This is a genomic window from Sulfuricurvum sp. (assembly GCF_028688295.1).
GTDB lineage: Bacteria > Campylobacterota > Campylobacteria > Campylobacterales > Sulfurimonadaceae > Sulfuricurvum.
The window spans coordinates 14,108-26,773 of sequence record NZ_JAQTYM010000010.1; the positions used below are offsets into that span (position 1 = coordinate 14,108).

General features: G+C 39.4%; 14 protein-coding genes. 2 read left to right on the plus strand and 12 right to left on the minus strand.

Going from position 1 to position 12,666, the window contains the following annotated elements:
• The first annotated feature begins 6 nt into the window (after positions 1-6).
• Entirely contained in the window at positions 7-1,143 is a 1,137-nt protein-coding gene (gene ftsZ, locus PHR02_RS04060) for a cell division protein FtsZ (RefSeq protein WP_299989301.1), read from the plus strand.
• A gap of 11 nt (positions 1,144-1,154) precedes the next feature.
• Complete coding sequence (locus PHR02_RS04065) at positions 1,155-1,445, plus strand: J domain-containing protein (protein WP_299989304.1); 291 nt, start codon at positions 1,155-1,157, stop codon at positions 1,443-1,445.
• Between the two features lie 168 nt (positions 1,446-1,613).
• Here the strand turns inward: PHR02_RS04065 and PHR02_RS04070 are convergent, their stop codons facing one another.
• The 12 genes from PHR02_RS04070 to PHR02_RS04120 form a co-directional block, all read right to left on the minus strand.
• Entirely contained in the window at positions 1,614-2,600 is a 987-nt protein-coding gene (locus tag PHR02_RS04070) for a virulence RhuM family protein (protein WP_299989307.1), read from the minus strand.
• Between the two features lie 178 nt (positions 2,601-2,778).
• Complete coding sequence (locus PHR02_RS04075; RefSeq protein WP_299989311.1) at positions 2,779-3,567, minus strand: restriction endonuclease; 789 nt, start codon at positions 3,565-3,567, stop codon at positions 2,779-2,781.
• A gap of 9 nt (positions 3,568-3,576) precedes the next feature.
• Positions 3,577-4,587, minus strand: coding sequence for an SEL1-like repeat protein (locus PHR02_RS04080; protein WP_299989314.1), 1,011 nt, complete (start codon positions 4,585-4,587; stop codon positions 3,577-3,579).
• A 164-nt stretch (positions 4,588-4,751) separates the two neighbouring features.
• The gene (locus PHR02_RS04085; RefSeq protein WP_299989316.1) at positions 4,752-5,210 is read right to left on the minus strand and encodes a hypothetical protein; all 459 of its coding nucleotides are present in this window, start codon (positions 5,208-5,210) and stop codon (positions 4,752-4,754) included.
• Positions 5,211-5,469: 259 nt separating this feature from the next.
• Positions 5,470-6,222, minus strand: coding sequence for an ATP-binding cassette domain-containing protein (locus tag PHR02_RS04090; RefSeq protein ID WP_299989319.1), 753 nt, complete (start codon positions 6,220-6,222; stop codon positions 5,470-5,472).
• Positions 6,219-6,698: a DUF4149 domain-containing protein gene (locus PHR02_RS04095; RefSeq protein ID WP_299989322.1), complete on the minus strand. Its 480-nt coding sequence runs from the start codon at positions 6,696-6,698 to the stop codon at positions 6,219-6,221. The genes PHR02_RS04090 and PHR02_RS04095 overlap by 4 nt, the downstream gene beginning before the upstream one ends.
• Positions 6,691-7,524, minus strand: coding sequence for a peptide chain release factor N(5)-glutamine methyltransferase (gene prmC / locus PHR02_RS04100; protein ID WP_299989325.1), 834 nt, complete (start codon positions 7,522-7,524; stop codon positions 6,691-6,693). Before prmC ends, PHR02_RS04095 begins: the two co-directional genes overlap by 8 nt.
• On the minus strand, positions 7,509-8,753 hold the full coding sequence (locus tag PHR02_RS04105; protein ID WP_299989328.1) for a M48 family metallopeptidase: 1,245 nt from the start codon (positions 8,751-8,753) through the stop codon (positions 7,509-7,511). Before PHR02_RS04105 ends, prmC begins: the two co-directional genes overlap by 16 nt.
• Positions 8,754-8,868: 115 nt before the next feature.
• A complete protein-coding gene (locus PHR02_RS04110) occupies positions 8,869-9,066 on the minus strand; it encodes a hypothetical protein (RefSeq protein WP_299989331.1) in 198 nt (65 codons plus the stop codon).
• A gap of 117 nt (positions 9,067-9,183) precedes the next feature.
• Positions 9,184-11,217 carry a TonB-dependent receptor gene (locus PHR02_RS04115; RefSeq protein ID WP_299989334.1) on the minus strand — a complete coding sequence of 678 codons (2,034 nt, stop codon included), beginning with the start codon at positions 11,215-11,217 and terminating at the stop codon, positions 9,184-9,186.
• A 34-nt stretch (positions 11,218-11,251) separates the two neighbouring features.
• Positions 11,252-11,326 (minus strand): hemin uptake protein HemP, encoded by a 75-nt coding sequence (gene hemP / locus PHR02_RS13595; RefSeq protein WP_366141160.1) that lies wholly within the window; start codon positions 11,324-11,326, stop codon positions 11,252-11,254.
• Positions 11,327-11,482: 156 nt separating this feature from the next.
• Positions 11,483-12,664 (minus strand): OprD family outer membrane porin, encoded by a 1,182-nt coding sequence (locus PHR02_RS04120; protein ID WP_299989337.1) that lies wholly within the window; start codon positions 12,662-12,664, stop codon positions 11,483-11,485.
• Positions 12,665-12,666 lie beyond the last annotated feature (2 nt).

Below are 12,666 nucleotides of genomic sequence, written 5' to 3' on the forward strand. Positions count from 1 at the left end.
GCAAGCATGGAACCATTTTCAATTGAAGAATCAACAACTCTCACAGGAGCGCGTATCGTAGCAGTCGGTGTCGGCGGTGGCGGCGGAAACATGATAGGCTATATGCTTAAAGAGCAAATTCCGGGAATCGAACTCATCATTGCAAACACAGATGCTCAAGTATTGGAGCAAGGTTCAGCAGCAACCAAAATCCAACTCGGTGCAAAACTGACTAAAGGTCTTGGTGCAGGGATGAAGCCCGAAGTGGGCAAAGAGTCTGCCCTAGAGAGCTATGAGGATTTAGCACGTGCCCTAGAGGGTGCGGACATCGTTTTCGTAGCGGCAGGCCTTGGTGGAGGTACCGGTACGGGTGCAGCTCCTATCATTGCTAAAATCGCTAAAGAAGTTGGTGCTTTGACCATTGCGGTTGTAACTAAACCATTCTCATTTGAAGGTAAAAAACGTCTTAAGCTTGCTGAAGACGGTTTGAACGAACTCAAAAATGAATCCGATTGTATCGTTGTTATCCCGAATGACAAACTCCTCTCGATCATCGATCCGAAAATGGGGATCAAAGAGAGCTTTAAAATCGTTGACAGTGTACTTGCTCGTGCTGTAAGCGGAACATCAGGTGTTATTCTCGCCAGTGGTGACAACGACATCAATCTTGACTTTGCTGACTTACAAACTGTTATGAGTCACCGTGGATTGGCTCTCATGGGTGTGGGCGAATACAAAGGTGAAAATGCGGCATACGAAGCGATCAAAAATGCTATCGAATCTCCGTTGCTTGATAATATGTCCGTTAACGGTGCACTTGGAGTATTGGTTCACTTTAGCATGCACCCTGAATTTCCGTTTATGGAACTCTCAGCAGCGATGGACGTGGTTCATAACAGCGTTGATGATGCTGCAGACGTTATTTTTGGTACGACCACAGATGAAAACCTTCCGAAAGATTTTATTCGTATTACCCTTGTGGCTACCGGATTTGAGAAAAAAGCGGCGATGGGAATCAATAACCACGAATTTGAAAACAAAGAGGTCATTGCTGCCGCTGCTGCAAAACCTCGCGTCGTTGTTCGCCCTGCGATGGTTGCCAACGGTGACTACACAGAAGACTTCCTAGACGTACCGACGTTTATGCGTCAACAAAGAGATTAATCTCTCTTTCCATGCTCTCTTCCGACACGCTCATAAAGGCCAAAACGCTCCTTGGCCTGAGTGACAAAGCTACCCTCTCCGATATCAAAATCCGCTACAAAAACATGATGCAACAATGGCATCCTGACAAACATCCAGATGATCCCGAAACAGCCCATGCCATGAGTACCCAAATCAATGATGCCTATGCCATTTTACTTGAGTATTGTTCCAAGTATGAATTTAACTTTGATGAAGATCATTTGAGAGAGAAAACCCTCACTCCGCAGGAGTGGTGGACTAAGAAGTTTGGGGGGAGATAAAGTCACCTATTTACGTTTTTATTTATTTTTTGTGATATAATTCTTTTCGCAGTGACTGATTATGATACGCTCGATGGAGCGGTACGATTAAGGTCGAGGGAGTAATTACCCTCGACCTTTTTTTTGCCCTCCACAATCGCAATCTCATCCCCCGCTCAACCCATAAGATCACATCAGTCTTTTTATATCTTGTTCTAGTTCTTGCAGACTTAACTGCTTTTCTTTTTCTCGAAGAGTTTGTTTGTATTTTTCATACTCTATTTCTGATTTTTGTATCGCCATATCGTGAGAAATTTTACCTTTATGGGTGAGCAGTTCTCTTCCATTAATGGATAAAATAGCGTCCAATCGATCAATCCAATCCTTCATCGTCATGGGTTTGTGCTGACTTGCCATTGTTTCGGCAAATGCGAGATACTGCTCGACCAAAAGCCCTAATAATTTTATCTCCTCTTCGTTGAGATAATTTTTGGCAACACTGACATCTTTTTTAGTGATACTTTTACCCGTCTTATCAAATGATTGCATCCCCAACAAAGGCAAACTCATATCCACTCTATTATGAACTAGCTCCGCAGCCGTTTGAGATGAGATAGCCCATAGAAGTTTATTTTGAACAATTTTGAAAAACTCTATCGTCTTTTCATCTTTAGGATCATAATCGATACTTGTCATGTAAATATCTTTGATTTTTTGGTAAAAAAATCGTTCTGAAATGCGAATATCACGGAGTCGTTTTTGCAGTTCATCAAAATAGACCATATCGGTGCCGTTTTTGAATCGTTCATCATTGAGGACAAAACCTTTGGTAATGTACTCATTGAGTCTTTTGGTCGCCCAGATTCTAAACTTCGTCCCCTGAGGCGATTTGACCCGAAAACCGATGGCGATAATCATATCGAGATTGTAAAAATCTATCTCTCTCGCAACCTCTCGCTCACCTTCGATTTGAACTGTTCGGAATTTCCGAACAGTTGATATATGCTCTAATTCACCCTCTTCAAAAATATGGGAAATATGTTCGCTGATCGTTGCTTTTGATTTGCCAAAGACCTCACATAGTTGAGATTGAGAAAGCCAAATACTTTTTTCTTCAAACCGAACATCGACTTTTATCTCTCCGCTTTCGTTTTGATAAATTAACACTTCACTCATTTATTTGCCCTCTCCAATCGTTTACTCATTTTAATTCAGCCTGTCCCCGTTTTCTCTACGGTCATATAGAATGGCGGGATAAATTTAGCTGTTCCCATTTCTTATGCTATCAAGATTGTTACATTATCAGAAATAATCAAGTTAAGATAGAAAATTTTGTGGGGATCACTAAAATAAACTACGACTCAATAATACTTTCAAATCTAATTTCCTGAAGTTTTAACATTTTTTGATTTTTAAGAAAATATTTTGCAGATTCTGATAGCATTTGATTGTCACCGATAATATAATGAAACGAGACCTTTTTTTTGATTATATTTTGCAATAAATATATATAACAATCACCAATAAATGCTCTTAAATCCCTACTTTCAATTTGGTAGTTATCAATTTCAATCCAATTTTTACACTGCACTAAAAATATTGTATCATCATTTTCAACTAATAAATCAATTCCTCCATCTTGCTTACCAAGCTCATCTCCTCGATACCGAACATGGTAGCCAGCTATTTCATATTTTTTTCCAATGAACTTTTCGTATTCCAAGCCTTTATATATTTTTTTTGATGAATCAGTATAGTCAAGAAGGTTAATATACTGTGAACTCCAGCAAGGATATGTTGTGTTGCCATTACAGAAAAAAATATCAAAAATAATATTTTCAGTCGAATAGAATACAATATTTTCTTGTGCCCAATGACCTTGACGTATCTTGAATTGCATAAAAATTTTATCTATATTTTTAAAATCTAATAAAAACTCATGATAGTCAAAATCTGTTTTTCCTAGCTTTTCGGTTAGATTTTCTTTACTATTGTCTTGTTCGTTAACAAGGTATACATAAACATTCCCAGTTAAATATTTAATTAATTTTTTTATATGAGTGATATTAGATGGGCAACGAATTTTGAAAGAACATTTTAGATTTTTTAAAATAACTTGTTGAATTAAGTAATAGTTACTCATAACAAAAATTTATTTATGATTTAGTTTATTATATCTTTGACATCCTGCTTCGTCATCTAAAGCACATGCTTTACTATAAAATTTTAATGCTTCTTGTTGATTAATCTCTACTGCTTTGCCGTGTTCATATATAATCCCGAGCTTTGTACACCCTTTGGCACTTCCTTCATTACATGCTTTTGTATATAATTCTAATACCTTAACAGCATCTTGTTTAACACCTATGCCATTTTCATAAAGATTTCCAAGAAGTACACACCCTGTTACTTCACCACCATCACAAGCTTTTGTATATCGGTCTGCAGCTTGATAGTAATCTTGTTTAACTTCTGCTCCTTTTTCATACATAATACCAAGAAAAGTACATCCAGTAACATCTCCTCCATCGCAGGCTTCTGAAATTAATTTTTCTGCTTTAACACGATCTTGTTTAATTCCAGCACCCATCATATACATTATACCAAGTCCTGAACATCCTTCCATCGTTCCAGAATCACAAGATTGTTTAAATAGTTTTGCTGCTTTAGCTTGATCTTGTTTAATTCCTTTGCCAGACATATACATTGCTCCTAAATTAGCACAACCTAACATTTCTTTTTTTTCACAGGAATATGTGAATAGTTTTACTGCACTAAAATAATCTTTATTAATACCTATACCTTTTATATAAGCATCCCCCAGTAAAGTACATCCAATAGCTTCTCTATTATCACATGATTTAGCATATAGTTCTACAGCTTTAGAATGATTTTGTTCGACACCTATTCCTTTTGTATACATAGTCCCAAGATAAATACACCCTGAACTTTCACCACCGTCACATGCTTTTGTAAATAGCTCAATTGCTTTACTAAGATTTTGTTCAATATCTTTTCCATCTGCGTAATTGATTCCAAGCTGAGTACAGTCTAGTAACTTTCCACTATCACATGCTTGTTTAAATTTAGAATTTTCTTGATTAATATCTGCATATCCAACAAACGAAATTGTCAAAAAGATGAATAAAAAAGTTCTAATCATTAATAACCTTAAATATTTTTCTTTGATTTTACAATAAAGAGCCTATACACTACTTAAATAAAATCAAAAAAATTGATACCTATGTTGGCAAGTGATATTTCTTGCTTCAACGTATTGAGGGTGATGATGAGAGGTATTTGAATTAGTTAGAATAACACTAGAAACTATTCAGCTTGTTTAGCCATTAGCTCAAGATTGTAGCATCCATTTTTATTATCTAGTTTACAAGATTTAGTATAGAATTCTATTGCTTGCATATTATCTTCTTGAATTTGTTCGCCTGAATCATACATTACACCGAGAAGATTACAAGATACACCATTCTTATCATTGCACGAAATCTCAAAATATTTTACAGAATTAATATAGTCTTCATTTGTATAAGCTTCAATAGCTTTTTCATAATTTTCATCAAGAAAAATATATTTATAACCAATGTAAAATAGAAAAAACAATATACCAAGTATAAACAACACAACTGTAAATCCGATTTCTCCATCTTTATATTCATCTAATTTCCATGTTTTTTTAAAGTCAATAAGATTTTGCTTTGCAGCTATTGATTGACGTTTATTAGATGATTCAGTCTTGAAATATTTTAGTTCTTCTTGATCAAGTGCCATGTTGATATTTCTCATTAAATTTTAGTAGAAAAATATACAGCAAAAAGTCTTAATTTTTTAGTTATAAGACTCTCATAAGATAGCCGTATTCTTTGGCGTTAGGAGAAAAATCACTTTTTCAAAAATAATCATATATTTTTATCTGCTGTAATATAATAATAATTTAGCTTTTAAAGGGATCACAGGGGAATAGATTCCGTATCGAGTACGGAATGACGTGAAAGATGGATTCCCAATCTAGTTGGGAATGATGGAGACGTTAATGAAATGCGATCGGCCCTACAGAGCGTGCATGGATAAACTGCTGAACAACAGCATTGGGTGAATTTCTAAAACTCTCTTTATCACCTGCTTCGACAATCACACCGTCAAATAACATCGCATAATTATCCCCCGCTTTAAAACTCTCAGCGATATCGTGACTGATAAGTACCGATGTCATCCCTATCTCATCACGCAAACGACAAATCATCTGAGTGATAAAATCACTCGTAACAGGATCTAAACCTGATGTCGGCTCATCATAGAGGATTACTTCGGGTTCAAGCGCGAGAGTGCGTGCTAATCCGACCCGTTTGCGCATACCGCCACTGAGTTCTTCGGGGTAGAGAGATTTGACGATTGCGGGGTCAAGCCCTACCATGGTGAGTTTTTCATCGATTTTATAATCGAGCTCTTTGGTACTTAGGTTTTGGTGCTCAACCATGGGAAATGCGACGTTATCGCGGATGTTCATACTGTCGAAGAGTGCGCCGCTTTGGAATAAAAATCCAATTTTTTTACGAAACTCACGCAAGGTCGATTCATCGGCATTATCAATCCGAGTTCCGTTATAGGTGATCGTTCCGCTATCGGGTTTGAGCAATCCCACCATGTGTTTGATAATCGTCGATTTACCGCCACCTGATACTCCAAAAATAACAGTCGTTTTCCCCTGCTCAATCTCTAAAGTGACACCTTTTAAGATTTCACGTTTGCCGAAACGTTTGGTGATGTTTTCAAATTTGATCATCGTTTCACCGCCAACAGATAGGCTCTACGGCAAAAGAGGATTAATAACATCACTAACAGGATTTTAAAATCAATCTCACTCGCTTTGTGCAAGGCTTCAAACGACGAATCGATCGCCTCTTCACCGCGAGATTGATACTCTAAAATTTTCGGGGTATAAACAGCACTAAAAAGGAGTAATGTCGATAGAGAGCCTAATGCACTCAAAATGGAGACTTTATCGATTTGCATCACTTTGTAACGTGACACTTCATACACTGCGATCACAACCGCCATAAAATATCCCCAATAGCTAAATCGGTGGAATATCTCTCCCATAATTTTCCCCTCTTCGTAACGGGACAAAAGCGGCAAGGTTAGATAGATTTCAGAGTGAAAAACAACAGCCGCAACAAATACACCGAGTACCAAAACGGCACCCGCTGTCATAGCAATTAGTAGGAGGTAAACAACGTCAATAATAATCTTTTTATTCATGCAAAGCCTTTAATACAAATCCTCGATCAAACGAGGCGTAATCAGTATAAAAATCCAAAGATTGTAGCGCAAAATTTTTAAGATACTCTTGTACTTTTGGTTTCTGATCAAAACCCATCTCACAGGCGAATAGTGAGATTTGACGAGCATACACTTCATCCAGCAATCTCTGAATAATCTCATCCCCTATCTCACCACCGAACAGGGCATTTTGAGGCTCAAACGAGAGATTGCTTTCTAATTGCGCATCGTGAGCAATGTAGGGGGGATTGGAAACAAGAAAATCAATTTTTTCATCAATGGATGAAAGTAAATCACCTTCTCGTAATTCAATTCGATCACTTAATCCGAATGTTTCAATATTACGTCGTGCAACTGCCAAAGCACGAGGTGAGATATCGACAGCGATAAAACGGGCTTTGGGCAAATGCAGAGCAAGCATAATGGAGATAATGCCGCTTCCCACCCCTACCTCAACGATTCTAATCTCTTCATCGATTGAGACACGTCTCAATACCTCATCGATCAGATGTTCGGTTTCAGGTCGAGGGATCAGAGCACCCTCATCGATATAAAACTCACGACTGTAAAAGCTAACGCAGTTGGTGAGGTATTCGAGGGGGACATTAGCGGAACGTTTCACTATCCATTCCAATAGTCTCGGATCATTATCGTCGATGAGATCGTCTTGGTGGGTGATAAAGTAGAGCTGATCTTTCTCCAAATAGGCTATGAGGAGAAGTTCGGCTTCACGGCGGGGAGATTCAACCACACCGCGCAAACGTTCGGTAATCTCGTCGTGGAGTTCTTTTAGTCTTTTGGACATGGATCGGCGTATCCCTCATTAGCATTCACATGGATATCGTATCCGAGCGCACGAAGCCGATCGACCACCGGCGGGTGTGTCGTATGAAAAAAGCGATAAATGGGATGAGAAAGGGGGAAGCTTTTGTTTTCTGCCACCAATTTTTTGAGGGCATTGACCAAATGTTCTGCTCCACCGAGTTCTGCTCCGGTGCGGTCGGCTTCATATTCGTTATGACGACTCATCAACCCCATTAACGGCATCATCACAAAACTGACTACCGGCAGGAGAAGGAGAAAAAGCATCATAATAATGTGGGGGCTTTGAGAAACACCCAGTTCCATATAAAGTGTTTCAGGAAGGTTGCCGAACAACGCGAACATTCCAAAAAGCATTGCCCCCACCATCGCGATATTTTTGTATAAATCACCGTGGGCAAAATGTCCCAGTTCGTGACCTAAAACAGCAACTAACTCTGCGGGGGTCAATTTTTGGATCAAGGTATCGAAAAGTACAACCCGTTTTGATTTACCCAATCCGCCAAAATAGGCATTTAAACGTGCATCGCGTTTACTCGCATCGCTGATAAAAACACCACTGCTTACAAAACCTGTTTTTGCCATCAACGCTTCGATCTGATCACGAAGTTCCGGATCTTCCAGCGGAGTTACTTTGTCAAAAAAGAGTGCACGAATCGTCGGAAAAAACATATTGATAGCGATCACTACCGCCATAATAAAGGCAAAACTCCATAACCACCACAACGTACTTGAGGTGATGATCATCGATACGATCCAAACCATCAAACTACCGATAATAAGTGTTAAAAGGGTACTAATTAGGGTATCTTTTACAAATTGTCCCGTTGTTGAGCGATTAAACCCGTATTGCGCATCGATTTTAAATTTCGTAATCCATCCAAAAGGGAGGCTTACTAAACCGTTGATTAAAATCAATCCCATTACGGCCCCGATGGTTTGTATAAGAGGAGTTTGAGAGACTAATGCAGAATCTAGCCATGCCATCATTCCCCCCATCCAAATGAGGAAAAGAGCGTATTCCACAAACGTCTCCATCATCCCGAGTTTCTCTTTTGCTACGGCGTAATTGGCCGCATCAAGATACTCACGCTCACCCATCAACACGGCACCTTTGCGTTTCATCTGATTAATATAGCCGATTTGCATGACACTAACATAGAGCCGTATAAGAATATAGAGCGTGTAGACACCGATAATAGTTGTAATCATAAAATTCCTTGGAATTCTGCCTCGCTAGAGGCAAGCTTCAGTGCCATAGCGGCAAGCGTAGCTTAACGGGGCTTTGCTCCGTTAGCGTTTTAAAATTTAAAGGGGGATTTTACCATTATTTAACTGGAACTTTACCGATACTTTCATTCACAAGAATCGTATCTTCTACTCCGCCATAAATTATTTTTGCCGTAACAAAAATAGCTCCTATAATCAAACCGCTGATAATAACAGCCCATACAACCCGTTTTTTCGATCCTTTTAGAGTATCGTAGTCTTCGATCGAGCTAAGTGTTGGTTCATTGTCTTTCATGGGAAACTCCTCAAATTTAGGTTAAGAATAGTAGCCATCTTATCCTATAATCGGTTAACAAATCACCCCTACTTTGACGATTTAAGTTTAAATATTGGTTTATTTTAACGTCAAACATTACCAGCGACCTTCTAGTGTTACGAGGAAATGGAAGCGAGAATTTTCGTTGTCGATTTGGGTTTCGCTCAGTACACCTGAGCTATAGCGTTTTGAAGTGGTTGTGATGCTCTCTTGGGTAATATTTTTGAGGTTAAGTCCCAACTTATAAGTAGAATCCAATCGCTTCTTAGCATATAGATCCAATGTTCCATACCCCTCTTGTGATTCTGCCACATCCCTCGCATCGATAGGATCATCATAACCGCTCACATACCGATAGGCCGCACCATAGGTCAAGCGATACGGTTCAAACCTATGATCAATCCCGATGTTATAAATGTAATCGTTAGTCCCTTTTATGGTTCGTTTGACCCCATCAGTAACCAGTGAAGAGTTTTGAATCGTGGCATTAGCAAAAATCCCTAGCCCTTTTGTGTATGCATCGAGTGATTTTTTGAGCTCAAGTTCTAAACTCCACAGTTTCCCCTCTCCTGCATTTTCTGGGCGTTCTGTGTATCGCCCGGTTCCAGAATCGTACGTTGTAAGTTTTTCGATTTTATCACTAATATCACGGTAAAAACCTCCGATACTCACTATCCCTTTATCGTCAAAAAAGTGTTCATAACGGAGTTCGTAACTGATCGCTGACTCTTCTTTGAGATTCGGATTTCCACTCACATCGGGATGGTTAAGATCATTATCATCGAGAGAGCTGTCTAGGGACGAAGAGAGTTCACTCAAACGAGGTAATTTTACTGTTTTAGCAACACTCGCACGGAGGTTATCACTCTCACTCAGTTTATACAGAGCATGGAGCGAGGGGGCAAAATAATCGATAGCAACACTCTGCTCAAAACGACGAAGCGAGTGCTCATATCGAATCCCCGGCGTTACGACCATATTTTCACCGATACTTATCTCATCTTGTAGGTAAAATGAACCTTTGTCTTCACGTAAATTTTGTTTATCCGCCGTGTCTAACACACTGTTAACATAGGTCGATACCTCATCATTTTGAGTCAAATGCTTGAGTTCAATACCGGTTTTGATGAAATGCTCATCGTATGCTTTTGAGTAACTCCCCTCGGTTCCGAATACCCGAAATGTCCCTTGGTCATTCTGTTCACTCTGCGTTGTTGCATCATCGGATCTCGTAATACCGTCTGAATCGTTCTCATGGTATTTGAGTTTCCACTCAACCAATTCGGTACCTGAGAGATTATGATTCCCTGAGAGTTTTGCCCAGATCATCAGAGCGTCCCCCTCATCGTTGTGCAGCAGGGTTTCATTGACACTGCCCATTCTGTTTTCGACACTCTCTTTTGTATAATCGCTCCGATTGAGCGCTCCATCAAACATATATTTCTCTTTCGAAGTCGGTGCATAGATTAGTTTGGTATTGAGGCTAAGAGATCGGTAACGTGAATCGGTATCGGTGTTTTCATTATAACGCTCAGTTAGAGTGGAGGATGAATCATCCTGAGAGTTATCCGATAATGTCGTATTTACGAGATAGGAGAGCTTCCCCTTTTTTCCTTCATTTTGGACGAATACAGACGCCATCGGTTCACCCTCATACGCACCTGCGGTCACTTTCGCGATCGTTTTACCCTCAGATGAAGGTTTTTTGAGGACGATATTAACAATCCCCCCCATCGATTCAGCGCTGTGCTCGGCTGAGCCGTTGGTCATCACTTCGAGACGTTCGATCATATCGGGGGAGATATGTTCCAGTGGATTTCCCCGTTTCGTGCTTGAAACCTCCTCACCGTCGATTAACACTTTAGTGTACCCTTTTCCGGGAGCACCTTTTTTCCCTTTACCCTCACTGATAGTGACACCGGGTGTCCGTTTGAGCATCTCTTGTGCATTCATATCACCATATTGTGCTAATTCTTCACCTTTTATGATACGTTTTGCTATGGAGTTATCTTTACGCTCCTCGATGACGCTATAGGTCTCTTCTACTGATATTTTATCGAGCTGAAGTATCTCTTCGGCACAAGCGAAAGAGAGGGTACAGGTGAGAAGTATGAGGGGACGGTAGAACACAGTAATCCTTGGAAATGCGGTGCACAAGCACCGATTATTTGATGAGAATTAGCTTATTGCCTTTGGTAATTCTCAGGGTATATATCTCATTGCCGTGAACGATACGGATTGCATTATCGTTTTAAACAGCATTTTTGACTCTATAACAATGCCATTATACTCTGATGAAGATGACGAGACGATTACTTGCTCATCTTTTAACATGCACATCCACTCCGTACAAGACGGTGAGTTGGAGCAATAGTATTTTCTAGCATTATTCATCCTAAAACGCATAGTTCAAACGGACAAGGAAACGATCATATCCCGCATCAATTCCACCATCAGCATTATTATTTTTATCATTAATTATTGCATAACTGACATCGCCGCTGATCACTTCATTCAGTTCCAATGATGCGATCACATCAAATTCAGTTACTTTAGTTCCATCCGTATCACTTTTAAAATTGCCATAAAGTGCTGTGAGAATTAAGCCTTCTAATCCTGCACTCGCCATATCAAACTCTGCTCTGAGCTGATATGCTTTAACATCACTCATCGCCTCGATCGTCCACTCTTCCATCGAGGTCATATAAGGACCTCCACCAAATCCAATCGGCGTTGTTTTGCTATTATCATTATTTCCTTGATTGTAAGCTATCCCTAGGTTTAATGCACTTGCATTAAATGCTGCACTTATTCCAAATACATTTCCATCAACTGCACTACCGCTTTTTTCATTGAACTGTGCGTATTGAGCACTAATATCGAATTCCATGGTTTCACTAAGATGAATGACGTAAGATGCATCTGTATACACCATATCCGCTACATTGTCCACACCGTAATACCAACCTTGAAGAGCAAGATGTTCAATGCTCTCATTAACTGCACCCACAACGATCGCTCCATTCCCGTTAGGATCTAGTTTTTTAAAGGTCGATTTATCATCACCGGAATCGTATCCCGCCCACCTTGTAACATACCCGCCGACCAACGTCATATTTTCAATCAGACTATACGTTATAATCGCTGCTTCAAATGTATTAGGGTGCATACGAATATCATCGGTATCAGCAAATGGTGTATCAATCAACTGACGACCAATACGAAGGTTCAAATCGTTAAAAGTATAATCGAGATACGCTTCACCTAGAGATGTAAATGATCTCCCTTCTTCATCCAAAAAATCAAGATTAACTTTTTTATCATCATTGGTTGCAACATCTATTTTTTGACTGATATGGGCTGCTACACCTAGTTTAATTCCATCCCAATCGGCTGTCTCAAATTTTAAAATACCACCAATCGATGTTCCATAAGTATCTAAATTTGCCATATTATCTTGGCTCACATACGCCGCTCGAATGTGTCCACTAACCTTTCCTGTATTAAATGCTTCATCAATGCTTGATGCACTTAATGCCACTACTACCGATAAACTCATCATAATTGCTTTTTTCATTT

Coding starts and splice junctions, on each gene's coding strand:
- PHR02_RS04065 (WP_299989304.1), top strand. CDS start 1,155: ATGCTCTCTTCCGACACGCTCATAAAGGCCAAAACGCTCCTTGGCCTG.
- PHR02_RS04110 (WP_299989331.1), bottom strand. CDS start 9,066: ATGAAAGACAATGAACCAACACTTAGCTCGATCGAAGACTACGATACT.
- PHR02_RS04095 (WP_299989322.1), bottom strand. CDS start 6,698: ATGAATAAAAAGATTATTATTGACGTTGTTTACCTCCTACTAATTGCT.
- PHR02_RS04090 (WP_299989319.1), bottom strand. CDS start 6,222: ATGATCAAATTTGAAAACATCACCAAACGTTTCGGCAAACGTGAAATC.
- PHR02_RS04070 (WP_299989307.1), bottom strand. CDS start 2,600: ATGAGTGAAGTGTTAATTTATCAAAACGAAAGCGGAGAGATAAAAGTC.
- PHR02_RS04080 (WP_299989314.1), bottom strand. CDS start 4,587: ATGATTAGAACTTTTTTATTCATCTTTTTGACAATTTCGTTTGTTGGA.
- PHR02_RS04120 (WP_299989337.1), bottom strand. CDS start 12,664: ATGAAAAAAGCAATTATGATGAGTTTATCGGTAGTAGTGGCATTAAGT.
- PHR02_RS04105 (WP_299989328.1), bottom strand. CDS start 8,753: ATGATTACAACTATTATCGGTGTCTACACGCTCTATATTCTTATACGG.
- ftsZ (WP_299989301.1), top strand. CDS start 7: ATGGAACCATTTTCAATTGAAGAATCAACAACTCTCACAGGAGCGCGT.
- prmC (WP_299989325.1), bottom strand. CDS start 7,524: ATGTCCAAAAGACTAAAAGAACTCCACGACGAGATTACCGAACGTTTG.
- PHR02_RS04075 (WP_299989311.1), bottom strand. CDS start 3,567: ATGAGTAACTATTACTTAATTCAACAAGTTATTTTAAAAAATCTAAAA.
- PHR02_RS04085 (WP_299989316.1), bottom strand. CDS start 5,210: ATGGCACTTGATCAAGAAGAACTAAAATATTTCAAGACTGAATCATCT.